22 protein-coding genes and 1 pseudogene are annotated in these 23775 nt (G+C 66.5%); 7 read left to right on the top strand and 16 right to left on the bottom strand.

Going from position 1 to position 23775, the window contains the following annotated elements:
* The first annotated feature begins 101 nt into the window (after window positions 1-101).
* Window positions 102-1616, top strand: a complete 1515-nt coding sequence (locus tag WHH00_RS15680; protein ID WP_406634206.1) for a helix-turn-helix domain-containing protein — start codon at window positions 102-104, stop codon at window positions 1614-1616.
* Here the strand turns inward: WHH00_RS15680 and WHH00_RS15675 are convergent.
* The 3 genes and pseudogenes from WHH00_RS15675 to WHH00_RS15665 all read right to left on the bottom strand — a co-directional run.
* A complete protein-coding gene (locus WHH00_RS15675) occupies window positions 1613-2032 on the bottom strand; it encodes a hypothetical protein (protein ID WP_406638711.1) in 420 nt (139 codons plus the stop codon). The genes WHH00_RS15680 and WHH00_RS15675 overlap by 4 nt on opposite strands.
* Before the next feature lie 304 nt (window positions 2033-2336).
* The gene (locus WHH00_RS15670) at window positions 2337-2483 is read right to left on the bottom strand and encodes a hypothetical protein (protein WP_374152892.1); all 147 of its coding nucleotides are present in this window, start codon (window positions 2481-2483) and stop codon (window positions 2337-2339) included.
* A 70-nt stretch (window positions 2484-2553) separates the two neighbouring features.
* Window positions 2554-2733, bottom strand: a pseudogene (locus tag WHH00_RS15665) (C4-dicarboxylate ABC transporter substrate-binding protein); the annotation flags it as partial.
* A 257-nt stretch (window positions 2734-2990) separates the two neighbouring features.
* Here WHH00_RS15665 and WHH00_RS15660 point away from each other — a divergent pair.
* Window positions 2991-4286: a serpin family protein gene (locus tag WHH00_RS15660; protein WP_406634204.1), complete on the top strand. Its 1296-nt coding sequence runs from the start codon at window positions 2991-2993 to the stop codon at window positions 4284-4286.
* A gap of 151 nt (window positions 4287-4437) precedes the next feature.
* Here WHH00_RS15660 and WHH00_RS15655 read toward each other — a convergent pair whose 3' ends face one another.
* The 3 genes from WHH00_RS15655 to WHH00_RS15645 form a co-directional block, all read right to left on the bottom strand.
* Window positions 4438-5310: a hydroxymethylpyrimidine/phosphomethylpyrimidine kinase gene (locus WHH00_RS15655; protein WP_406634202.1), complete on the bottom strand. Its 873-nt coding sequence runs from the start codon at window positions 5308-5310 to the stop codon at window positions 4438-4440.
* Window positions 5311-5415: 105 nt separating this feature from the next.
* Window positions 5416-6330: a TIGR01777 family oxidoreductase gene (locus WHH00_RS15650; protein WP_406634200.1), complete on the bottom strand. Its 915-nt coding sequence runs from the start codon at window positions 6328-6330 to the stop codon at window positions 5416-5418.
* Between the two features lie 26 nt (window positions 6331-6356).
* Entirely contained in the window at window positions 6357-7013 is a 657-nt protein-coding gene (locus WHH00_RS15645) for a TetR family transcriptional regulator (protein ID WP_406634198.1), read from the bottom strand.
* Window positions 7014-7197: 184 nt separating this feature from the next.
* Here WHH00_RS15645 and WHH00_RS15640 point away from each other — a divergent pair, with 184 nt between their 5' ends.
* Window positions 7198-7941 (top strand): queuosine precursor transporter, encoded by a 744-nt coding sequence (locus tag WHH00_RS15640; protein ID WP_406634196.1) that lies wholly within the window; start codon window positions 7198-7200, stop codon window positions 7939-7941.
* On the opposite strand, the gene WHH00_RS15635 is transcribed toward WHH00_RS15640, so the two are convergent.
* From WHH00_RS15635 to WHH00_RS15610, 6 genes are all read right to left on the bottom strand, one after another.
* Window positions 7938-8693, bottom strand: a complete 756-nt coding sequence (locus tag WHH00_RS15635) for a dienelactone hydrolase family protein (RefSeq protein WP_406634194.1) — start codon at window positions 8691-8693, stop codon at window positions 7938-7940. The two genes, WHH00_RS15640 and WHH00_RS15635, sit on opposite strands and share 4 nt — an antisense overlap.
* 94 nt (window positions 8694-8787) lie before the next feature.
* Complete coding sequence (gene tgt / locus WHH00_RS15630; protein ID WP_406634192.1) at window positions 8788-10152, bottom strand: tRNA guanosine(34) transglycosylase Tgt; 1365 nt, start codon at window positions 10150-10152, stop codon at window positions 8788-8790.
* Window positions 10153-10220: 68 nt separating this feature from the next.
* Window positions 10221-10949 (bottom strand): SRPBCC domain-containing protein, encoded by a 729-nt coding sequence (locus WHH00_RS15625; protein ID WP_406634190.1) that lies wholly within the window; start codon window positions 10947-10949, stop codon window positions 10221-10223.
* A gap of 84 nt (window positions 10950-11033) precedes the next feature.
* Window positions 11034-12053 (bottom strand): DUF6707 family protein, encoded by a 1020-nt coding sequence (locus WHH00_RS15620; protein WP_406634188.1) that lies wholly within the window; start codon window positions 12051-12053, stop codon window positions 11034-11036.
* An 88-nt stretch (window positions 12054-12141) separates the two neighbouring features.
* A complete protein-coding gene (locus tag WHH00_RS15615; protein ID WP_066273708.1) occupies window positions 12142-12681 on the bottom strand; it encodes an NUDIX hydrolase family protein in 540 nt (179 codons plus the stop codon).
* Between the two features lie 83 nt (window positions 12682-12764).
* Window positions 12765-13493, bottom strand: a complete 729-nt coding sequence (locus WHH00_RS15610) for a VOC family protein (protein ID WP_406634186.1) — start codon at window positions 13491-13493, stop codon at window positions 12765-12767.
* A 112-nt stretch (window positions 13494-13605) separates the two neighbouring features.
* Here WHH00_RS15610 and WHH00_RS15605 point away from each other — a divergent pair, with 112 nt between their 5' ends.
* Together WHH00_RS15605 and WHH00_RS15600 are read left to right on the top strand one after the other, a co-directional pair.
* Complete coding sequence (locus WHH00_RS15605) at window positions 13606-14208, top strand: YdeI/OmpD-associated family protein (RefSeq protein WP_406634184.1); 603 nt, start codon at window positions 13606-13608, stop codon at window positions 14206-14208.
* A 135-nt stretch (window positions 14209-14343) separates the two neighbouring features.
* Window positions 14344-16302, top strand: coding sequence for a glycoside hydrolase family 32 protein (locus tag WHH00_RS15600; RefSeq protein WP_406634182.1), 1959 nt, complete (start codon window positions 14344-14346; stop codon window positions 16300-16302).
* Window positions 16303-16347: 45 nt separating this feature from the next.
* Here WHH00_RS15600 and WHH00_RS15595 read toward each other — a convergent pair whose 3' ends face one another.
* The 4 genes from WHH00_RS15595 to WHH00_RS15580 form a co-directional block, all read right to left on the bottom strand.
* Window positions 16348-17505 (bottom strand): ABC transporter ATP-binding protein, encoded by a 1158-nt coding sequence (locus WHH00_RS15595; protein ID WP_406634180.1) that lies wholly within the window; start codon window positions 17503-17505, stop codon window positions 16348-16350.
* Complete coding sequence (locus WHH00_RS15590; RefSeq protein WP_406634178.1) at window positions 17502-19091, bottom strand: ABC transporter permease; 1590 nt, start codon at window positions 19089-19091, stop codon at window positions 17502-17504. The genes WHH00_RS15595 and WHH00_RS15590 overlap by 4 nt, the downstream gene beginning before the upstream one ends.
* 4 nt (window positions 19092-19095) lie before the next feature.
* A complete protein-coding gene (locus WHH00_RS15585) occupies window positions 19096-20154 on the bottom strand; it encodes an iron ABC transporter substrate-binding protein (protein WP_406634176.1) in 1059 nt (352 codons plus the stop codon).
* 161 nt (window positions 20155-20315) lie between these two features.
* Window positions 20316-21593: a glycoside hydrolase family 76 protein gene (locus tag WHH00_RS15580; RefSeq protein WP_406634174.1), complete on the bottom strand. Its 1278-nt coding sequence runs from the start codon at window positions 21591-21593 to the stop codon at window positions 20316-20318.
* A 134-nt stretch (window positions 21594-21727) separates the two neighbouring features.
* Here WHH00_RS15580 and WHH00_RS15575 point away from each other — a divergent pair, with 134 nt between their 5' ends.
* Both WHH00_RS15575 and WHH00_RS15570 read left to right on the top strand, forming a co-directional pair.
* Window positions 21728-22525, top strand: a complete 798-nt coding sequence (locus WHH00_RS15575) for an SDR family NAD(P)-dependent oxidoreductase (protein WP_406634172.1) — start codon at window positions 21728-21730, stop codon at window positions 22523-22525.
* 50 nt (window positions 22526-22575) lie between these two features.
* The gene (locus tag WHH00_RS15570; protein ID WP_406638640.1) at window positions 22576-23766 is read left to right on the top strand and encodes an acyl-CoA dehydrogenase family protein; all 1191 of its coding nucleotides are present in this window, start codon (window positions 22576-22578) and stop codon (window positions 23764-23766) included.
* The last annotated feature ends 9 nt before the right edge of the window (window positions 23767-23775 follow it).

Here is a 23775-nt window from a genome sequence, read left to right as displayed (position 1 = left end):
CCTTTGCAGTTCCCGCCGGCTTCCCGGTGCGGTGTTTCTTTCCGTGATCACTACTTTTCAGCACTTTCAAGCACCTTTCTAGAGAAAAAGTATGGAAAGAAATGTATTTCTTCACGTATCCTTCAGAAATGACGCCTGGAAGCTGGAACAGAGAAGTCTCGCCGCAAGCACCCTCCGCCGCGTCCGCTGGTTTGGACGTCATCAGCCTCGGCCGGCGGGTCAGGCATCTGCGCAAGCAGGCTGGACTGACCCTCGATGACCTCAGCGCCGCCGTCGGTACGGCGCCCAGCCAGCTGAGCCTGATCGAGAACGGAAAGCGGGAACCCAAGCTGGGGCTGCTTCAGCACCTGGCCTCCGCGCTCAACGTCACCATCGACCAGCTTCTTGGTGCCGAACCGCCCAGCCGACGCGCCGCCCTGGAGATCGAGCTGGAACGCTACCAGCGCAGCCCGCTGTACGAGACGCTGGACTTGCCGAAAATCCGCATCAGTTCGCGGCTTCCGCTGGATGTGCTGGAGGCCCAGGTGGGCCTGCTGCACGAGCTGGAACGCAAGATGAACGAGCAGGTGGCCACCCCTGAGGAAGCCCGCCGGGCGAATGGCGAACTGCGGGCCATGATGCGCGAGCGCGGCAACTATTTCCCGGAGTACGAGGCCGAGGCGCAGAAGGTCCTCAAAGCCGTGGGCTACACCACCGGTCCGCTCAGCCAGCACGTCATCGCGGACATCGCCGAGAACCTTGGATTCACGCTCCACCACGTGGGTGACCTGCCGCATTCAACGCGGTCCGTGACCGACCTGAAGAACCACAGAATTTACCTCACCCAGAACCAGCGGACGGACCACGACCCCCGGTCGGTGCTGTTGCAGGCGCTGGGCCACTACGTCCTGGGCCATGAAACCCCGAAGAATTACGGCGACTTCCTGGCCCAGCGCGTGGCAACGAACTATTTTGCCGCCGCGCTCCTGCTCCCCGAGCAGGCCACCATGGAATTCCTGCACAAGGCCAAGGCCGCCAAGGAAATCGCGGTGGAGGACATCCGCGATGCTTTTGCCGTGTCCTACGAAACGGCCGCCCACCGGTTTACCAACCTGGCCACCCAGCACCTGGGCATCACCACGCACTTCCAGAAGACCCACCAGAGCGGGATCATCTACAAGGCCTACGAGAACGACGGCGTGGCGTTCCCCCAGGACCACACCGGCGCCATCGAGGGCCAGCCGTCATGCAAGGCGTGGACGTCCAGGGCAGTGTTCGACGTCCCGGACAAATTCAGTGCCTACAGCCAGTACACCGACACGCCCTCGGGGACATACTGGTGCACCGCCCGCACCGAACGCTCCGCCACCGGGGAGTTTTCGCTGAGCATCGGGGTCCCGTACCAGCACGTGAAATGGTTCCGGGGGCGGGAGACGACTGCAAGGGCCAAGTCCACCTGCCCGGATCCAAACTGCTGCAAGCGACCGCCGGCCGAGCTTGCGTCGCACTGGGCCGGCAATGCGTGGCCTTCCGCGCGTGCCCACTCGCACCTGCTGGCCGCAATGCCGCCCGGGGCATTCCCCGGCGTGGACGAGACCGAGGTGTACAGCTTCCTTCAGGCGCACTCGGGGAGCTAGCCAGCGGGGGCAGCATTGACGACGTTAGCCGTCTCCGCGCCGCCGGGTGCCGAGCGCATGTCCAGGCAGATGATGTCCGTCAGGATGCCGTTTACTGCCCGGTACGATTCCGGCTTGCCGGACCACCGGCCGGAATCGTGGAGAAAGCGCAGGAACGTCGTCAGCGAATAGGTGGCCACGATGCCTTCATAGACGGTATGGATGATGAGGGACGCCAATCTTGCTGCGACCTCGGCCGGGTCGAGGGCAGTGATGGAACGCTTTTCACCAAACTCAGGGTAGAAGCGGAAGAAGAGCTTCAGGCTCGCCAGCACCTCTTCCACGTCTGTGCTGAAGGGGCGCTGGATGTACCAGCAGATGAAGGCCGGGGCCAGGGTTTCCAACTCCCGGACGTTGCCCGATGAAGGGGTGGCCACTTGCGGTGCGGAGGCTTTGAAAGGGTCTCCTGGTTGGTTCCGCACATGGTTCGTTCGTCCCGCCCGTCGGCGCTGGTTCCTGCCCACAGTGATCCTCGCTTCCTTCCTGCTCTCCTGGTCCCCCAAACAGTAGGGAGGAAACTCTCAGCCCTGCGACAGCCTGAAGCGCGTATGTGGATAAGAAGCCGAAACCTGACCCAATGCCTGCCCGCTTGTGGTGGGCTTTCCCGCAACGCGCGCTCACTTTCCAGACGAAAGTGATGGGGCGTTGGCGGATACGCGGCGGGAAGTGATGGGGCTTGGGTCAGCCCTGCAGCGCCCGGTACGCGTCCGCTGCCGCCGGGTGCAGGGGGACTCCGACGGTATTGATGAGGCTTTCTGCGCCGAGGAACTGCACGCCCAGGCTGGACTGGGGGATCAGCTCGGCGGCGGAGTGCACCAGCAACTGCACCCGTCCGCTCCACGGTGGCGTTGTCCAGGTCCCTGCGGCACAGGAGCAGGTTGGGCGCACCCACCGTCCACACGGCCGGCACCCCCGGGTAGCTTCCCTCGGGGATAAGGACGCAGTCGTAGATGCCGCCGTACCGCCGCCGCAGTTCCGGCAGCAGGCCGGACAGGTCCAGGAAGGCCAGCGCGACGTCCTGTTGGGCTGCGGCGATGGCTGCGGTGGGGACTCCGCCGGACCAGAACGGGGCATCCACCCTTTCCGTTTTGAGGGCGGCAATCCCATCATTCAGGCCAGGGTTTTCGACGACGGCCGTTCCACCCGGAGGCGCAGCGCCACCTGCTGAGGTAGCCCGCGCTAAGTGAGAGAGCGTCCGGCGGCGAGGGCGTTCCGCGGGCGGGAGACCGAATCGAGCGCAAAGCGTGATCTTGCCCGCATGGTCCTCCGCCGTCGTCGCTGTTTCACTGGGAGGAGGCGGGTTCCCGCCCGCGGCATGCCGGGGAGGCAACAGAGATGTTTCGTTTTCAGCGGATGATCGCGTGGGGTGCCTTGATGGGACTGGCAGGGTGCGCGGCGCCAGGCCCGTCCCCGGCCCCGGAGCTCCTCACGGCCGACGGCGTCGAGCGGGTCTATGTGGACCGGGAGGAGTACGCCGCTGAACTGCGCTCCTTCCGGGCTTCCGCGCTCTTCCTCGGCGAAGCATTGCTGGCCGACGGCGGCGACGGCGCAAACGGGAACGTAGTGTCCTCGCCCGGGAGCCTCCTAATTGCCCTCGCCATGCTCCGTGCAGGTGCCACCGGTAAGACCGCTGCCGAGATGGACAACATCCTGCAATTTCCTCCCGAGACGCGCGATGAGGCCATGAACGCGGTCCTCCGCTCGCTCGAAAGGTTCGACGGTGACCCCGGTGCGGTGGATGAGGAGAACCCGCCGCAGAAGCCGGTCATGCACTCGGCCAACGGCCTGTTTGTAGATACAGACGTGCCTACCGGACAGCCCTTCCTGGATACCCTGGCCCGGCATTATGGGACCGGCGTTTATCCCGTGGATTTCAGTGATGAGGGTGCAACGAAGCCCGCCATTGATGCCTGGGTGAACAGGAACACCGGTGGCAGGATCAAGGAAGCCCCGGCGGAGTACGACCCCAACAACACTTTCAGCCTGCTCAACTCGTTGTACTTCGCCTCTGCCTGGAGCGCACCGTTCGATCCGAACGCCACCTCTGACCTGCCCTTCACAACAGCGGTTGGCGAGGAAATCATCGTGCCCGCCATGCACAACGAACTCAGGATGAAATATGCGGAAGGCGCCGGCTGGCAGGGTGTGGATCTTCCTTATGCCGACGGTTTCGTCATGCGGCTGGTCCTGCCCGAAGAGGAGTCCGCTCCCGCTGGCAGTCCCGTCTCTGCGGCCTTCGACGTGGCGAAACTTACCGAATTCGCGGACACGTTTGATACCGCCCGGCCCGCGTCAGTCCAAATCCAGCTGCCGCGCTGGGACCACAAGTCCAGTTTTGACCTCCGCAAGGTCTTCGAGGCGCTGGGACTGGAGAACATGCTCGGCACCACGGATGACTTCAACAACATCCAGCCGCAGATGATGATCACACAGGCCGCCCAGGCGGCCAACATCACTGTGGCCGAAAAGGGCACCATCGCCGCCGCGGTGACCCAGATCAACGGCGAGGCCACCAGCGCTCCGCCGGAGCCCGAGCGGACCAGCGCGTTCGACAGGCCGTTCCACTACCAGATCGTCCACGTTGAAACTGGGCTGCCGCTGTTCATGGGAACTGTAACCGACCCCAGGTGAATGAACGTCCCGCGATCGGCCGGCGTTGTCCCCGGCCGTCAGAGGCTCCATCAGCTAATGCACGAAATGACGGAACCCTCCTGCACTCAGTGCAGGAGGGTTCCGGAAAAACGCACATTAGCTGAGAGAGCGTCCGGTGCTGGGTGGCGGGTTAGCGGGCGCCGCCCTGCCATAGCGCATCAAAGGGAGCACCGGACGCGACGCGGTTGCGGATTCCCGCGGTGACAAAGTCCTTGGCTGTGCGGGCTGCGTCGAGCGGAGATGCCCCCTTGGCGAGTTCCGCGGTCACTGCGGCAGCCAGCGAGCAGCCGGCGCCGGAGACAGCCGCCTCGCCCACCTTGGGCGCGCTCAGGACTTCCAGGGTTTCGCCGTCGTAGAACACGTCGACGGCGTCCGGGCCTTCCAGCCGCACCCCGCCCTTGGCGAGTACGGCTGCCCCACTGATCTCGTGGATGCGGATGGCGGCGGCCTTGAGGGACTCGACATCGGTGATTTCCAGGCCCGACAGCGACTCGGCTTCGAAGTGGTTGGGCGTGACAAAGGTGGCCAGCGGCAGGATCTGAGCTTTGAGGGCCTGGTCCGTATCCAGCGCATGCCCGGGCTCCTGGCCCTTGCAGATCAGGACCGGATCCAGGACCACGTTGCCAAAACTGTTGGCTTCCAGCGCACCAGCCACGGTGGCGATCGTGGCGGGGCTGCCCAGCATCCCGATTTTGACGGTGTCCAGCACCGGCCGTCCGGGCACGGACTTCCCGTCTAGGGCCGGCCCGTAAGCGGCCGTGGTGGCTTCCAGCTGGTCCGCGATGACCTGCTGGTCCACGGGGACAAACCGGTGGTTCCAGTTGTCGTTCGGGTCGAACGAGACGATGCAGGTCAGGTTGGCGATGCCAAAGACGCCCAGCTCCTGGAACGTCTTCAGGTCGGCCTGGGCGCCGGCGCCGCCGGTGGCTTCGGACCCTGCAATGGTCAGGACAACTGCCGGAGCAGCAGCGGACTGTGGTGCGTCAACGGAAACGGAAGTCATGGCACCATCCTGCCATCCGCCGTCGAACGCCCGCTTTGTGGGGCCGTACAGCATCTGGACGTGCTGCTGGTCAGGATTCCAAGGCCGGCTGGCTGTGCGGCCGGCTCACCTGGCTTTGGCGATCTGCTGGAGCGCGCGGCCCAGTTCTGGCTGGCTGTAGACGAAGCCCGCGTCCAGCAGCTTCTCCGGCTGGACCCAGCGGCTCTTCAGGACCAGTTCCGTCTCTGTCCGGATCAGTACGGCACCGAGCCGCAGCAGCCAGGCGGGAGTGGGGATGCCGAACCGGGCCCCGTAGGCACGGCGGACCATGCGCATCAGTTCGCGGTTTGTCACCACATCCGGCGAAGCCACGTTCACCGGCCCGGTGATGTCCTTCCGCGCATGCAGGAAACGGACACACCGGTACAGATCCTCCACATGGATCCAGCTGAATTTCTGCGTGCCTGGCCCCATCCGGCCGCCCAAGCCCAGCCGGGCCAGGTTGGCGAACGGCCGCAGCGCGCCGCCTCCGCGGCCTAGGACGATGGCGATCCGCAGCGGAATCTTGCGTGTCCCCGGCGTCACGGCGGCGTCGAGTTCCGCTTCCCAGGCACGGGCAACGTCCACGGAGAATCCCGTTCCGGGTTCGCCGTCACCTTCCGACTGCGGGCGGTCGACGGCGTTGCGGTAGATGGTGCCGGTGCTCGCATTGAGCCAGGTGGACGGCGGCTGCCGGCAGAGTGCGATGGCACGGCCAAGTGCCGCCGTGGTGGAAACGCGGGACTCCAGTATGGCGGCCTTGTTCCGGTCGTTGTAGCGGCAGGAGACTGAGCGTCCGGCGAGGTTGACGAGAAGTTCCGCGCCGTCCAGCACGCGGGCAAGGCGGACGTCGTCGTCACCCCACGCGGCCGACGGTGCGCCCTTGGAACCTCTGCGGCTAATGGTGCGCACGGTCCAGCCGTCCTTCTCGAACCGCGCCCGAAAGTACCTTCCGATGAAACCGGAGGCTCCCGCCAGTACCACCGTTCTGGTGCCGCTCATTTTTCCCCCAATGTGTTTGTTTCGGTTTAGCTGCGGATGCTGCGGCTCAGGCTCAGGAAGTCGTCCAGGATCCTGCCCACGCCCGGCATCCGCACCAGTGAGAGTCCCCGTGTGATCAGCGGGACGGCGCCATCCACCAGCCGCCTGGTCCGCTGCTGCCCTTCGGACGTGTCGTATACCCAGAAGAGGGTGACGGCCATATAACAAAGCCACAGCAGCTCCGGAAGATCGGACCTGAGCTTTTTAGGTGCCGGAGGCTTCGCTGCCTCAACTGCCGTGCGGAAGATGGCCAGCGACGCCTCGCGGGCCGCCGTTGAACCGGCGGCGAAAGGATTTACCGGGGACGTCGGGCGGATGGCCGTAGCTATGAAGTCGCCGCCAAACCGGTGGTAGGGGGCCATGGCGTCCAGGCCTGTATGGAGGGTGGCCTTGAGCCTGCCGGTGAGGTCGACAGCATCCTCGAGCGCTTCGGCGGCCCTGGCCGCATGATCCGCCTGTACCTGCAGATACAGCTCCTGCACCAGGTCATCCTTTGATGCGAAGTAGTAATAGGCGTTGCCCACCGAGACGCCCGCCTCGGCTGCGATGGCCCGCATGGTGGTCTTGGCGAAGCCGATCTCCCGGAACATCCGCAGGGCGACGCCGGCCACCAGCTGACGCGTCTGCTCGCTCTTTACAGTCATGGACTTCCCTCGAATTTGAACGTGTTCAAGAAAAGTACCACAGATTTGAACACGTTCAGATTGAGTTCATCAGGGTGGCCGCACGGCACCCGCTCCCGCAGTGGGAGAATTGGGGGACAGTGCTAATACAGCCGGTGTCCCCGCTCTTCGGGCACCGAGCGAACCACTACGAACGGACCCCGCCATGACCTCAACTCCAGGCCACCACGCCCTGCCCCAGAAACCTTCAGTTCCGGACCGCCCACGGTTCGCCTCGATCGGCTCCCCGTACTTCGGCATCATGCTGGCCGTCATGGCGGTTGTGCTGATCCTGTCCAACATCGGGGCGTCCAAGGGAGTGGCCATCGGGCCGATCATCACCGACGGAGGGTTCTTCCTCTTCCCGCTGGCCTACATCCTGGGCGACGTCATCAGCGAGGTCTACGGATTCAAGGTGGCACGCAAAGCCATCCTCACCACCTTCGGGCTGTCCGTCTTCGCATCGCTCTGCTACTGGGCGATCATTGCCCTCCCCGGCTTCGATGACGAGTTCGGAATCTCCAAGCAGGCCGCCCTGGAGGGCGCGCTCGGCCCGGTTCCGCAGATTGTGCTGGCATCGCTGCTGGCCTTCCTGGCCGGGCAGACCATCAACTCCTGGATCATGGTGCGGATGAAGGCACGCTCCGGCGAGAAGTCCCTGTGGGCCCGCATCATGGGTTCCTCGGTGGCCGGCGAGTTCGTGGACACGCTGATCTTCTGCAGCATCGCCGCCTCGGTGATCGGAATAACGGATGCCGCGACGTTTGTGAACTACGTGGTGGTGGGCTTCGTGTACAAGACCCTGGTGGAGTTCATCCTGGTCCCGGTGACGTCGCTGGTGATCCGGTGGGTGAAGAAGCGCGAACCGAGCTACGGGGTCCCGACGGCAGCGGTGACGAACGCAGCTTAGCCGCCGCCCTTGAGCGTCCCGTCGAGCAGGGCCCGCAGTTCCCGGAAGTGCCGTTCCGTCGCCTCCTCGTGGAAGGCTGACGTGTCAGCCATTGAGTAGCCATGGGATGCGCCGCTGTAGACCTGGTTGGATGACGCAAGGCCCGCCGCATCGAGGGCCTTACCCAGCCGGGCGACGGCGTCGGGGCCCATGCTGTGGTCATGGTCGGCGTGGCCGAACACGAACCGCGCCTTCGCCCTGCCCAGCCCCAGGTGCGGGCTGTCCGGCTCGTCTGTTGCCAGCCCTCCGCCGTGGAATCCGCCACAGGCTGCCATCACTTCCGGGTGTGCCGTGGCGGTGCGCACCGCGAGTCTGGCGCCCATGCAATAGCCAAAGGCGCCGATCGGACCCGGCGCAACGCCGTCGAGCGTTTCGAGGGCCGCCACCCAGGCATCGATGTCCGGCAGCGCCTTGTCCGTGGTGAGGCGGCCCACCCGGGGAAAGGCCGCCTTGCCGGCCGCCTGCCTGCCCTCCGGCGTGGTCATGTCCCCGTGCGGTGCCAGCTCCGCCGCTGTCCCTTCGCGGTAGAAGACGTTAGGGGCCAGGACCACATAGCCCCAGTCGGCAACGCGCTGGGCCATGTCCCCGATGCGCGGCCGAAGGCCAAAGGCGTCCATGTACAGGATGACGCCGGGGAACGGGCCGGTGCCCGTGGACGGGCGCGCCACCAGGGCCTCGGCAGTGCCTTCAGCGGCAGGGATCTCGATCAGCATCGGGTCAGGATACCGGAACAGCTGACGACGGCGGTCCCTTGGCGGCGCGCCGACGCCTGCCTGCCCGTGCGGCCGCTTGCCTGCGCCGGGCAGGCTACGAGTAGTACTGCCCCAGCGTCTCGGCCTTGAAGTCGAAGAACGTCCCGTCCTCGATGGCCAGGCGGGCGTCGTCCACCATCTTCACCACGAACCGTTCGTTGTGGATGGAGATCAGCGTGGCGGAAAGCATCTCCTTTGCCTTGAAAAGGTGGTGGATGTAGGCCCGCGAGTAGTTGGTGCAGGCGTAGCAGTCGCAGCCGTCCTGCAGCGGGCCGAAATCGCGCTTGTACCTGGCCCCGGAGAGGTTGAATCGTCCTTGCGGCGTATAGAAGGCGGAGTTCCGGGCCACCCGCGTGGGGGAGACGCAGTCAAAGGTGTCCGCGCCGTTCTCGATGGCCGTGAAGATGTCGTCCGGTTCGGAGATGCCCAGCAGGTGGCGCGGCTTGTCCTCGGGCAGTTCCTCGTTGCACCAGCGGACAATGGCGCCCAGATTCTCCTTCTCAAGTGCCCCGCCGATGCCGAACCCGTCGAACGGCATCGCGCCCAGGTCCCGGCACGCCTTGCGGCGCAGGTCCTCGTACTGCGCGCCCTGGATCACGCCGAACAGGGCCTGGTACGGCTTCCCAATCCGGGACGACGTCAGCCGGAAGTGCTCCTCGAGGCACCTCAGCGCCCACAGGCGGGTGCGCTCTAGCGATTCCTCCTGGTACCTGCGGGAGTTCTGGAGGGTGGTCAGCTCATCGAAAGCGAACATGATGTCCGCCCCGATCTGGTGCTGCACCTGCATGGAAATTTCGGGGGAGAACCGGTGCCGGTCGCCGTTGAGGTGGCTCTTGAACCACACGCCGTCGTCGTCAATGTGGGCCAGGCGTTCCTTCCCGGGGGCGACGGCGTCATCCGGGCCGGGGGCGCCCGCGGCAGTAACGGTGTTCATGTCGATGACCTTCTTGAAACCCGAGCCCAGGCTCATCACCTGGAATCCGCCGGAGTCCGTGAAGGTGGGCCCGGACCAGTTCATAAAGGCGCCCAGGCCGCCTGCCTCGTCCAGGATGTCAGCGCCCGGCTGCAGGTACAGGTGGTAGGCGTTGGCCAGCACAGCCTGCGCGCCGAGGTCCGCTACGGCCTCGGGCAGCACCGCCTTGACGGTGGCTTTGGTCCCGACGGCGATGAACGCCGGGGTCTGGATCTCACCGTGGGGCGTGGAGATGGTGCCGGTCCGTCCCAGGAACTGGCCGCCGTTGGAGGCAATCTGGGCAGCGGATGGCGGGCAGTTATCACCGAGGCGGGTACCAACCCGGAAGGAGAATTCCGACTGCCGGTCCGCTGCGGCGCCGGCCGCAGTCCACGGGGCCGCTTCCGTCGGGGCAGTTTGAGCCGGGGCGGCGGCAGGGAAGGGAGCTGGGGCAGGGTTGGCTGGCACCGTACAAGTGTGCCAGCATTCCGCCCCGTCCCGGCAACCGCCCGGCAACCGCTCGGCTACCGGCCCGGTCAGCTGACCGGTTCGGACGCGGGGTAGTTCTCAGCCCGCCAGCCATCCCAGGAGGAGCGTACCGATTCGAGCCTTGCGGCGCCCAGGTCGTAGGTGGAAACGATGACCAGGGAGCCTTCACCTTCCGCGCGCACGTCCTTGATCGCGGGATGGTCGGCCACCACCAGGAGTCCCTCCCCATGCTCGGCATAGTTGTGGACAGTGAGCCCCACCTGGTGGCTGGTCCGGTACCAGACCTTGCCGCTGATCTCCTCGCCGGTCCCCAGCTTCACCTGGTAGTTTTCGCCGGGCGCCGGGAGATCGGAAAGCCCAAGCTTTTCGATCGCGGAGCCCTGCCCCTCCGTGAGGTGCAGGAACAGGGTGTGGCGTTTGCCGTGCGGATGGCGTTCCAAGGCAAACCGGAGCTGCTGGAGGAACGTGAGCCATCCCTGGGTGATGTCCTCGTCCCAGGCAGCCCACTCGGAATCGTGGTCCAGCGCCCCCCGGGTCACGCTGACCTGCGTTCCGTTGGGCACGGGTTTCAACTCAAAGACGTCCCCGCCATGGACCGTAAGGCTGGTGTGGTCAGGCGACTCCTGGACATCGCCGGAGAAGTAGATCTCCTTGATCTCGGAGTCCAGGTCCTCTGCCTGCCAGCCATGCCATTGGGCTACCTTGGACGGTTCACGCAGCATGGTCCAGACCTGCGGCGCGTCGGCGTTGATCACTACGCTGAGATTGTTCGTCATAGCCCCGAATGTACAACTCCGGCCCGGCGCCGGGTAGGGGCCAAATTACCTGACCGGCCACCAAGCCATCGGGGAGGCCCGGAGTCAGGCGCGGACGGCCTCAAGCTCGTTGCTGATGCGCCGCTCCAGCTCGACCATCCCGATGGTTTCGGAGCCGCCGTGGGCACGCAAAAACAGCAGGGATTCCAGCCGCAGCAGCCGCCATTCGCGCTCGGCGTCATGGTTGGAGTTGTCGATGGAGCGGAAGATTTCCTTGTCGTACAGGTTGGGCTCATTGAGTGAGCGCTGCCGTACCTTGGCAGCCATCCTGGCCTTGAACGGGTCCGTTTCCTGGTTTTCCGGGGTCCGGATCAGCTTCTCGTACACCTCGGCCCGCTCCGGCTGGCCGTTCTGGCGGCAGATGTAGCTGGAGAGCGCCAGGGATGCCTCCACGGATGCCCAGCGGCCGGGGTTCCCGTCGAAGGGGAGGACGTTGAGGAGGTCCGCCACCGCCAGCGAGCCATCGGCGTCCTTGAGGGTGATGAACAGTTCGTGGGCGAGATCGCTCAGGTCCTTCAGGCAGCTGCCGGACTTGAAATTGACGCCCTTCGCCAGGCGGTCGGAGAGCAGCAGGACGCCCATCGCGTCAGGGTGGGCTTCCGCGGCAGCCTCCACCACGGATTCCGGGGTTCCCTGCGGGGCGGGAATCAGTGCCAGGTCCTCTTCGCTGGGTCCGCTGAGGGCAGGCGGGACCGGCGGGAGGGGAGGCACGACGACGGCGGGAGCGGGGGCAGCGGCCGCCGGCTCTTCGCGGAGCTGCCTGGGCCGCGCCTTCCCTGAGCCCTGCCCAGTCTCCTGCCCAGGGCGGGCTGCACGCGGAAGCTGGGTGACGGCGTCGGGGTTTCCGTCCACAACGGTCACCGTGGTGCCCACGGCGATGCGCAGGGTTCCGCCGCCGGTAAGGCTGGCGAGCACCAGTGCGGGCGCTCCGAAGTCGTCCCGCTCAAGCTCAACCTGATGGACTTCCGCCGTCCGCCCGCCGTCGGGCAGGACTATGTGGGTGCCGGTGGTCAGAGATCCAGCCTGCTGTTCAAGATGGTGCCTGGCGGCTGGTGTTTCGGTCATGGGAGTCCTTAGGTTCTCTTGCGGTCCGCCCTACAGTCTACAAAGGCGGGCGCCTAAAATCGGGGACCCCCAGGTTCCGCGGTATGTGTCAGAAGCCAACGCCGGCGAAGGCCAGCGCCTGGCGGATGAGGCTGCCGCGGCCGCCCACGAACTCCATCTGGACGCCGGGGCTGAGGACTTCCTCGGGGGTCATCCAGGTCAGCTCCAGGGCATCCTGGCGGGGCTCGCATTCGCCCGTTACCGGGATGACGTAGGCCAGGGCCACGGCGTGTTGCCGTTCGTCCGTGAAGCCGGTCTGGGACGGCGCCGGGAAGTATTCCGCAACGGTGAAGGGGACCGGGCTGATGGGCAGCTGCGGGAATGCCAGGGGTCCCAGGTCCTTTTCCATGTGCCGCAGCAGGGCAGCGCGGATGGTTTCGCGGTAGATGACGCGGCCCGAGACCAGCGAACGGACCATGGTTCCGTCCTCGTCCGCCTGGAGCAGGGTTCCTACCTCGTTGACGAAGCCCAGCGGGTCCAGCCTGACCGGCACAGCCTCCACGTAGACCATGGGCAGCCGCCCGCGTGCCTCAAAGAGGTCTTCTTCGGAGAGCCAGCCGGGATTCGGGTCAGGGGTGCGCACGTTCATGGTTAAGTTCTACCCCATGGGACGCTGCGTGACGGGTGGGACTCAGCTGCCGGCGGAATGCGTCGGTTCTTGCGGTCTCTCTGTCATGGGTGCCGCTGCGAGATCCAGAGCGTCGCCGGCACGTGCGCGGCTGCCCCCGCACCGGCATCGGGGTTGGCAACGTGGAGGGTGCGCGCGAAGGCTTCCTCCGTGATGCCGGCCTGGATGCCTGCCGAGGCGAGCCGTTCCCGCAAAGGCTCCAGCCCGCCGTCGTACTCAAATCCCAGGCCGGAACGCGGCGTTCCCGAGGCCGGGCGGACCATCAGGACGCCGCCGTTCTTGGCGGTGAAGTCGGCGGTGTCGTCCTGGTCCGGAACCGGGCGCGGCCGCGCGCCCACCTGGTGCAGGGTGCGGGAGGCGGACGCAGGATCCTCCGTGAACCAGACCCCGACGACGGCCAGGGCAGGATCGGCGTCGGCGCACTGGGCGGCATGGGCGGCTTTGTCCGCAAGGAAGCTGAAACCGTCGGGCGCCGTGATCCGGCAGGATTCGCCATGGTCCGCGGTGACCAGTTCGGCCGGCGCAGCCCCGTCCGCTTCAGCGGCCAGGTTGGTCCGCCGGGCGAACTCCGCCAGGTCTCCCACCTCCACCGCCAGGGCTGTGCTGCCGTCCTGGGCACCCTCGGGAACCGCGTGGAGGGCCAGGCGTCCCGAGCCTGCGTCGAAAACCTGCCAACCGGCGTCGTCCTCGGTCCGGACCATGCCCAGGGCGGTGAGGAGCCGGTCCCAGGAATCCATCCTGGACGTGAAATGGAGGGGGCGCACACGGAGCATCGGTTTTTCCTTAATCCTCGGTAGCCAGGACCTTTAGGCCCATGATGCCACGCCACTGGCCCTTGTGGAGAGGGGCTGCAGTGATGCCCAGGTGCGGGGGCAGAATAGGGTCATGGCCGTTGAACTTGAGGAGTTGCTGCTGCCGGACGCGGCGGCGTGGCGCAGCTGGCTGGAGACCAACCACAGCACCAGCCCGGGGGTGTGGCTGGTGCTGCACAAGAAGGGCGGAAACGCCACGGAACTGGATTACGCCGCGGCGCTGGATGAGGCCCTGTGCTTCGGCTGGATCGATGGCCAGGCGCGCCGCCGCGATGAGCAGACGTCGTTCCAGCGGATGACGCCCCGCCGTCCCAGGAGCCCGTGGTCTGCGAGGAACGTGGGCCATGTGGCGCGGCTGGACGCGGCAGGCCGGATGACCGACGCCGGATGGGCGGCCGTGAACAAGGCGAAAGCCGACGGCCGCTGGGACAATGCGTATGGCGGCCAGGCGGTGGCCGAAGTTCCAGCGGATCTGGCCGCTGCCGTCGCCGCGGTTCCCGCCGCCCAGGCGATGTTCGATGTCCTCACGGGGACAAACCGGTTCGCGATGATCTACCGGGTCAACTCCGCCGTGCGGCCCGCTACGCGCGAGAAGAGGATTGCCGAATTCGTGGCGATGCTGGCGCGCGGGGAATCGCTGTATCCGCAGAAGAAGCGTCCGGAGGGCCTGGGCTGACCGCACGGGGGATCCGGGAATCTGTGCCCGGTTGGGTTCCTGCCGGCATGCCTGTAAAATTGACGGTTCACTTGCGCTGGTGCCGTTCCCCTGCTGGGGAGCGGCACTTGTGCGTTCAGCGACGGATCGAAAACCATGCCCCGAAAAATCCTCGGACCCGTACCTCCTGCCCTTAAACGCCGGCCCCTGATCTGGGTGGGTGCCGCCCTGGCCGCTGCCCTGGTCCTGGTGGTTTCTCTGGTGCTCGCCGGCAATGCCCGGACAGGCCCCGCGGCCGTTGCCGGCCGCGTTCTGGACAGTGTTGCGTCCGCGCAGGAAACGGCCAGGGACGCCACCGGCAGCTATGCGACGCTGTGGCTGGAAGGCGGCGACGCCACACTCACGGACCGTGGGCGTGCGCTCGATGCTGAGGGCGCGGAAGATGTGCGGAGCATTGAATGCGGCGGGGGCTGGCTGGCGGGAGCACGCGTGGACGGCAAGGTTTTCCTGCGAAGCAGCGCGGCCGCGGACACGGTTGCGGATGCTGCAGCGGCGCGTCTTCCGGACTGCGTCAGCACCGAGGCACGCGATGCCCTGCTGGCTGACCTCGGCGTGGACAGGACGTGGCCCGAGCCAGGAGCGGACCGCTTTTTGGCGCCGGCGGGCGAGTACCGCCCGGCCTACCACCTCACCCCGGAACAGCGCTGGATGAACGATCCCCAGAAGCCCTTCTTCCTGGACGGCCGGTGGCACTACTACTACCTGTACAACGCCGACTATCCGGAAGGGAACGGCACCGAGTGGTTCCACGCCACCAGCACCGACCTGGTCAACTGGAAAAACGAGGGCGTGGCCATTGAGAAGTTCCGCAACGGGCTCGGCGACATCGAGACCGGCACAGCAGTGGTGGACACGGAGGGCACCGCCGGATTCGGCAAGGGAGCCGTAATCGCGGTCCTCACCCAGCAGGACGACGGAGTCCAGCGGCAATCACTGTTCTACTCCACGGACAACGGCCACAGCTTCCAGAACTACGATCAGAATCCGGTGATGGACAACCCTGGCGAAGAGCACTGGCGTGATCCCCGCATCGTCCGCGACGACGCCAACAACCAGTGGCTGATGCTGCTGGCCGAAGGCCACAAGATCGGCTTCTACACCTCCCCGGACCTCAAGGACTGGACCTACGTTTCCGCTTTTGAGCGCGAGGGGCTGGGCATCCTTGAATGCCCGGACTTCTTCCAGCTGGACGTCGACGGGGACCCGTCCAAACGGACGTGGGTGCTGGCCGCCAGTGCCAACGGTTCCGGTGAAGGCCGCACCACGGGGCTGGCGTACTGGACGGGAAGCTGGGACGGGAAGAACTTTGCGCCGGATGCCGGAGACCACCAGTGGCTCGACGGCGGAACGGACTTCTACGCCGCCGTCACCTGGGATGACCCGCGCCTGACGGACGGGCAGCGGAAGGCTTCGCGGCACGCCATCGGCTGGATGAACAACTGGGCGTACGCCCGGGAACTGCCCACCGGGGAGTGGTTCGGGGCGGCTTCCGTGGTGCGTGACATCCGGCTGGTGACCGACGGCGGGCGTCCGGTTTTGGTCTCGGCGCCCACCCCTGCGCTGGAGTCACTTGAGGGCAATCCGGAACAGATCCCCGTGGGCACCGTCCGGGAAGGTGCGGGACAGGAGCTGCCCGTTCCGGACAGCGGCGCGTACAAGGTGGACCTGGAACTGGAAAAACCCGCATCCGGCAGCGGCGAAGCCCGTATTCTCCTGCAAAGCGGCGGCAAGGCCTACGCCACTGTGGGCTACGACTTCACATCCGGGCAGGCTTTTGTGGTCCGGGACGGTGACACTGTGGCGCAGGCCGCGGGGGGCCCGGCGGAGGGGTACCGGAAGGTAAGTTCGGTTAAGGGCAGCACCGGCGGGGACACGGTTCGGCTGACCGCCTACATTGACCGGTCGTCGGTGGAAGTGTTCGTGGACGGCGGCCGCGGGACGCTGACGTCGTTGGTCTTCCCGCTGGCGGGGGCCAAGGAGGTCCGGCTTGCGGCGTCAGGCGCTGCTGTCAGCGTCAGGAGCGGCGCCATCACGCCGCTGGCTGCCATCCGCTGATCTGAAAGTTCCCGCGCTGCCCTGCTGTCCAGGAATCGAGCCTGTTCAGGAATCGAGCGGGAAAGCCACGCCTTCGCCTACCACGCGCAGGCACAGCTCCATGCCCGGCCGGGCGATGGACGCGTTCCAGTGCCGGATGGTGATGATCTCGCCGCCGCCGGGGTAGCGGTGGTCGGGGCTGGCGGCCAGCTGCGGCGGGACCGATAGCTTCAGCCGGACGGTGGTTTCCGGGCCAAAGTAGTCCGTGTCCACCACCACCCCGCGGATGGCGGCGTCCTCGGCAATCCGGATCTGCTCCGGCCTCAGCATCAGCTGCACCCGGCCCTGCGCCGGCGGCCTGCGGACGGGGATTGCCCCCAGTGAGCAGGTGGCCAAGGACCCCTCAAGCCAGGCATCCAGGATGACGGCGTCGCCAAGGAACTCCGCCGTGGCACGGTCAGCGGGGCGGGTGTACACCACGAACGGGTTGCCGATCTGGGCGAGCTTGCCGCCGCGCATAACGGCCACCTGGTCTGCGAAGGACAGTGCCTCGGCCTGGTCGTGGGTGACCAGGATGGTGGTGACCCCTGCCTCGTTCAGGACCTTGGCTACGGCACGGCGGGTAGCCACCCTGAGCCCCGCATCCAGTGCGGAGAAAGGTTCATCAAGGAGCATCAGTTCCGGCTCGCGCGCCAGGGCCCGCGCCAGGGCAACCCGCTGCTGCTGGCCGCCGGAGAGCTGGTGCGGGCGGCGCTTGGCCATGGCCGGGTCCAGGGACACCATCTCCAGCAGTTCGCTGATCCGTGCCGCCACTGCCCGCCGGCCGCCCGGCAGGCGGTCCTGGTCCAGTCCGAACGCGATGTTCTGCCCCACGCTCAGGTGCGGGAACAATGCGCCGTCCTGTGCCACGTACCCAATGTGCCGTTTGTGCGCCGGCACCCACACGCCGTCGCCCGCCACCTTGGTGCCGTTCAGAGCGATGCTCCCTGTGTCTGGATGCTCAAAACCGGCAATCAGCCGCAGCAGGGTGGTCTTGCCCGATCCGGAGGGTCCCACAATGGCTGTGGTTCCGCCCCTGGCCACGGAAAGGTTGACGCCCTTCAGGACGGCCTGGTTGCCGAAGTTCTTCGTGACGTCGGTGATTTCCAGGTGGCTGTTCGTGGTGGGTGCCACGGACGGGGCCACCCGGGGCTCCGGCAACCTGGAAGGGGCTTGTTCTGTCACTGTCCGGCTACTTTCTTGGACTGCTGGAAGAGAAGGTACGTCATGGGGGCGGAGAGCAGGATCATCAGCAGCGCATAGGGCGCAGCGCCGGCGTAGTCGATTTCGCTGCTCTTGCTCCAGAACTCGGTGGCAAGGGTGCGCGTCCCGTTGGGGGACAGCAGCAAGGTGGCGGTGAGTTCGTTGGCGATGGCCAGGAACACCAGCGCCGCACCGCCTGCGGCTGCCGGCGCCGTCAGCCGCAGTGTCACCCGGATAAAGGACACCAGCGGCGGCTTGCCCAGCGCCTGCGCCGCTTCGTCCAGTTCCTTGGGTGCCTGTGCCAGGCCGGCCCGGAGGTTGACCAGGGCGCGGGGCAGGAACAGCAGCACGTAGGCCGCCACCAGCACCCCGGCGCTCTGGTAGATGCCCGGAACCACCCGGATGCTCACCGTGACGAAAGCCAGGCCCACCACAATGCCGGGCAGCGAGCTGGTGATGTAGTTGGAGAGCTCCAGCGACTTGCTGAACCAGCCGGGATGGCGGACAGCGAGGTAGGCCATGGGGAACGCCACCACGGTGGTGGCAAGGGCGCCCGCCAGGCCGTAGCCGAGTGTTGTGAGCAGGGCCGGGAGGAATTCGTCCCCGGCCCAGGCGGCCGTTCCGCCGGAAGCCACCCAGCGCAGCACGAAGAACAGGGGCAGGCCGAAGGCCAGCGCCGTGAGCGCCAGCAGGAACAGCTGGGCAGGAAGCTGGTACACGTGCAGCGGCAGGCGCAGCGCCCTGGCCTGGGCTCCGGGGCCGATGCGTGCGTACCGCGCGGTCCCGCGGCTCCGGACTTCAGCCAGCAGCAGGAGCAGGCAGAAAAACACCAGCACGCTGGCCAGCATGTTCCCGGCCGCACCGTTGAAGGTCGACTGGTACTGGACCATGATCGCCGTGGTAAAGGTATCGAAGCGGATCATCGCGAACGCCCCGTACTCGGCCAGCAGGTGCAGGGCCACCAGGAGCGCGCCGCCGGTCATGGCGATGCGGAGCTGGGGGAGGACCACCCGGAAGAAGGTACGCCAGGCGCCGAGGCCCAGCGCGGCCGCGGACTGCTCAATGGCCGGGTCCAGCCGGCTCAGGGCGGCAGCGGCCGGAATGTAGACCAGCGGGAAGTAGGAGAGCGTGGCGATCAGCACGCCGGAGCCCAGGCCGCCAAGGGACGGAATGGCGGAAACCCAGGCGTAGCTGTTGACGAACGCCGGGATGGCCAGCGGTGCAGCCAGCAATACCGCCCAGATGCGTGCACCCCGCAGCGTTGTGCGTTCCACGAGCCAGGCGCCTGCAACTCCCAGGACCAGGCACAGCGGGACGGTGAAAACCATCAGCAGGACGGTGTTCAGCAGCAGTTCGGCCACGCGCGGCCGGAAGACGAGTTCGACGGCGGTGTCCCAGCCGGTTGCCACGGTCATGTAGGCCACGTAGCCCAGCGGGACCAGCGAAAACAGGGCAATCAGCACTGCCAGGGCGGACACCGCAGAAACGCCGAAAGGCGGGCGGGGGCTGCTGCCCCGGCCCGCCGTCGTCGTGCTCCCCCGTGGGGGAGCCGATAGATCAGGTGTCACGAAATCAGAGGAGTCCTGCCGAGGTCATCAGTTCGGTGACCTTCTCCGAGTTCAGCTTGGCAGGATCCACGGTGGGCGCCTGCAGCTCTGCGATGGGAACGAGCTTCTCGTTCGCGGGAACGTCGGAGGCGATGGCGTATTCGAAGGAGGTGCCGTCCTTCAGGATTTCCTGGCCCTTCGTGCCGGTGACGTACTTCAGGAACTCCTGGGCCGCAGCCTGGTTCTTGGAGGTCTTCAGGACGCCGCCGCCGGAAACGGACACGAACGCACCCGGATCCTGGTTCTTGAAGTAGTACGGGGTGACGTTGTTGGAGTTCTCGCCGGTCTTGGCCTGGTCGCCGTAGTAGTAGTAGTGGTAGATCAGCGCGGCATCAACTTCGCCGGCGTTGACTGCCTTCATGGCGGTGCTGTTGCCCTTGTAGGCCTTGAAGTTCTCCTTCATGCCCTTCAGCCATTCCTCCGTGGCGGCCTCGCCCTTGAGTTCCAGGAGCGCCGAGACGATGGCCTGGAAGTCGGCGCCGGACGGGGATGCAGCCCACTTGCCCTTCCACTCCGGGTTGGCCAGGTCCAGCATGGACTTGGGCAGCTGGTCTTCGGTCAGCTTGTTCTTGTCATACACCAGGACGGTGGAGCGGGCAGCGATGCCGGTCCACTTGCCGGTGGACGGGCGGAACTCTTCGGGGACCTGCGTGATGGTGGCTTCGTCCACGTCCGCAAACAGGCCGGCGTTCTCCACCTGGGTCATGGCCGGGGAGTTCTCCGTCAGGAACACGTCAGCCGGGGACGCCTCGCCTTCCTGGATGATCTGGTTGGAAAGCTCGGTGTCCGAGCCCTGCCGCATGGTCACCTTGATGCCGGTCTCGGCCGTGAAGCCGTCGATCCATTCCTTGGTCAGGCTCTCGTGCTGGGCGTTGTACACAGTGATTTCACCGTTGTCCGCACCAGCGGAGGCGGCGGACGAGCCTGTGGCTGCGGGGGTGGTGCTGCCGCCGCAGGCGGTCAGTCCAAGTGCTGCGGTGGCGGCGAGCGCGATGCCGGCCAGGGCGCTGTTGCGGATCTTCATTGAGGGACTGCTTTCTGGGGAAACGTCGGGCGGACGGGGTCCTGGTGGGCCTGGGGGAAGGATGCCCACGCTTGGAACTGTAGGGTAGGCAAACCTAAGCAACAAACCGGAAACCGCTTTAAGTGACAAGAGTCACAACAATTACAAAACTATTGCGTGCCCTAATTACCGGCAATGCAGGGCAGGGTGGCCGCAGCCTCCAGGACCATCCACGCCTGCAGCTGGGTGGAAAGTTCGACGACGGTCCCCGGGGGGTACGTTTCGCCCGCCGTTTTCGCGGCGTGCTGGGAGAAGATGATGGCGCCGTGGTGCTTTCCCGCGCCTTCACCGGCCTGCACCGTGCGCTTCCCGGACCAGAAAGCCCCCGCCGTTTCCGTCACCAGCCGGGCGGCGGTGGCGCGGGTCTGCGCAGGAAGCCTGCTGTCCGTGGCAGCCAGGGCAAGGTAGCGGCACAGGATTCCCGTGAACAGGCCGCCGTCGCCCGAACCCTCGCAGCGCAGCACCCGGCTCCCGCCGCTGGCCACCCGGGCGGATGGGCCGCCGTCGGCCGTGTTTGCCGGTGAGGGAGCCTGTGGCTGCCCCGCGGGGGATGGGACTGTGAGCAGCCGGTCCACCGCATCCACCACCACGGCTGCCCTGGCAAGGTCCGCTTCCCCACCCATTTCCAGGAGGGCGCCCAGCACCGGGCCCTGGTTGTAGGTGTAGACCGCGCGTTCCACCAGCACTTCCCCGGCCGGGCCAAGCCGGGCGCCGTCAAGGTACAGGCCCTGGGCCGGGTCGAAAAGGGTGGCATCCAGCCAGTCCAGCAGGGCCCTGGCCTTCTCCGGCTTGCCGGTCCGGGCAAAGTGGAGCGCTATGGGCGCCGAGGCCGGGGTGTTCTTGAAATCCCGTTTCTTGCTCCAGAAGGCACCGCCGTTCAGGTCACCGGTGCAGGCGGCCTCGAACTGCAGGGTGAGGGACCTGCGGACGCGGGCGTTGCGCCGGCGGCCGCGCCTGCGTGCCTCCCCGGCGAGGGTGTCGAGCCGGTGGGTAGCCAGTGCGAGCCAGGCCATGTCGTCGTAATAGTTATTGACGAACGTAAAGGCGTTGCGCAGGCGGATTCCGGCCACCAGGCGGGATGCCAGCCGCCCGGCGCTCGGGTGGCCGGGGCCGTTGAACCTGGCAGCCGGCGTAGCGCCGTTGTCCAGTTCCCGCCGTCCCGCATCAACCAGGCAGTCGACATAATGCGCCTGCCACCAGTAGTGCCACGGGCCCGCCAGGGCTCCCTTGGGGTCCTGGCGCCAGGCGGGAGAGGGCCACTGCACGGCACCCAGATGGGTGCCCGGCAGGAAAAACAGCCTACGGCCAAAGAGTGCGGTCACTGACCGTGCGGCCTGGTTGGCCCGGTCATCCCGGCGTACAGGGTCCTGGAGGGCGGGGGCAGGGTCCGGGCGGGTCATGGATTCCACCCTAACGCGTGCCTCCAGGCCGGTCCGGAACGGCTGCTGGTGCGGGCCTTCCGTATTTCAGTTAACATTCACTAACTAATACCGGGCGGCCCCAGGCTGCTGCGGGACCGCATCAAGGAGGATGTATGGACGTCAAAGGCGCTGTTGCACTGGTGACCGGGGGAGCCTCCGGCTTGGGGGCGGCAACTGCCCGGCGGCTGTTCCACGATGGCGCTTCGGTGGTGCTGGTCGACCTCCCGTCTTCCGGCGGGGCGGCGCTGGCAGAAGAGCTCAATGCGTCCAGCGGCGCTTCGGGGCGGTCCGCCGTCTTTTCCCCCGCAGACGTGACGAACGAAGCCGAGGTGCAGGCCGCCGTCGGCACCGCCGCCAGCCTGGGACCGCTGCGCATCGTGGTGAACTGCGCCGGGATCGCCACTCCCGGAAAGGTCCTGGGCCGGGACGGCGTGCTTCCCCTTGAAGCATTCAGCCGCGTCATCCAGGTGAACCTGATCGGCACCTTCAACGTCCTGCGGCTGGCGGCGGCCGCGATGGTTGAGACGGAGCCGGCCGTCACGGAACTGGGCGGCCCGGAACGCGGCGTGATCGTCAACACCGCCTCCGTTGCCGCCTTCGAGGGGCAGATCGGCCAGCCCGCCTATGCTGCCTCCAAAGGTGCCGTGGCGGCCATGACCCTGCCAATCGCACGCGAACTGGCCCGCTCGCTGGTGCGGGTGGTCACCATCGCCCCCGGCATCTTTGAAACGCCCATGATGGCAGGACTGCCGCAGGACGCCCAGGATTCCCTGGGCGCACAGGTGCCCCATCCCTCGCGCCTGGGCAAACCGGACGAGTACGCCGCCCTGGTGGCACACATCGTGGACAACACCATGCTGAACGGGGAGACCATCCGCCTGGACGGGGCCATCCGGATGGGACCGAAATGACTGAGAGAACTGCGCCTCAAACGGCCGGGCCTGAAATGACGCCGGACAGCATGCCGGACCTGCCCTCCGCGGACTTCTTCGACTTTGAATCCCTGCTGGACCGGAAGGAACGGGACAAGCTGGCCGAGCTGCGGGAATTCCTGGCGGCGGAGATCGCCCCTTACGCGGGAGACTGGTGGAACAAGGCCGAATTCCCGGCGCACATCCTGCCCAAGCTGGCTGCCCTGGAGCTGAGCACTCCCGCTGAGCGCGGCTACAGCCACCTGTTCGCCGGCCTGGTCATCGCCGAGATGACGCGCGTGGACACCTCGATCGCCACGTTTTTCATGGTCCACCACGATCTGTTCGTCCAGTCGCTGTACGACTTCGGCAGTGAGGACCAGAAGCGGCGGCTGCTGGCCGACGCCTCCAGCCTGCGCATCACCGGTGCGTTCGCACTCACCGAACCGAATCACGGTTCGGACGTCGCCGGCGGGATGGAGACTCGGGCGCGGCGGATCTCGTCGGCCACCGGCGAGCCGGACGACGACGGCGATGCCTGGGTGCTGAACGGGGCAAAGCGGTGGATCGGCAACGGGACGTTCTGCGACTACATGCTGGTGTGGGCCCGCGACGAGGCTGACGGGTCCGTGCGCGGGTTCATCGTGGACGCCACCCTGCCGGGAATCAGCCGGACCCGGATCGAAAACAAGATCGCACTGCGGACGGTGCAGAACGCGGATATTGTCCTGGCGGACGTGCGTGTGGCCGAAGCTGACCGGTTCGCGGACATCAGCAGCTTCGCGGACACCAGGGAGCTGCTGCGGGGTTCGCGGATCATGGTGGCCTGGCAGGCCGTGGGCCAGCAGCTTGCCGCCTTCGACGTCGCCCGGCAGTACGCCGTGGAGCGGCGGCAGTTCGGCCGACCCCTGGCCCAGTTCCAGCTCATCCAGCAGCAGCTGGTGACCATGCTGGGCAACGCCGTGGCCGGCATGGGAATGATGGCCGGACTGGCCCGGCTGCAGGATGAAGGCGCCGCGGACATGCCGCAGGTGGCACTCGCGAAGTCGTACGTGAGCGCACGGATGCGTGAGACGGTGGCCCTGGGCCGGTCCATCCTGGGCGGCAACGGCATTGTCACCGACTACCGGATGGCCAAGATCTTCTCCGACGCCGAAGCCATCTACACGTACGAAGGGTCTTTCGAGATCAACACCCTGATCGCGGGCCGGGCTGTCACGGGTATCTCAGCCATCACCTGACTCAGCCAA

It is taken from the genome of Pseudarthrobacter quantipunctorum, from assembly GCF_045291495.1.
Classification (GTDB): Bacteria; Actinomycetota; Actinomycetes; order Actinomycetales; family Micrococcaceae; genus Arthrobacter; species Arthrobacter quantipunctorum.
This window is presented reverse-complemented; position numbering and strand designations above follow the sequence as displayed.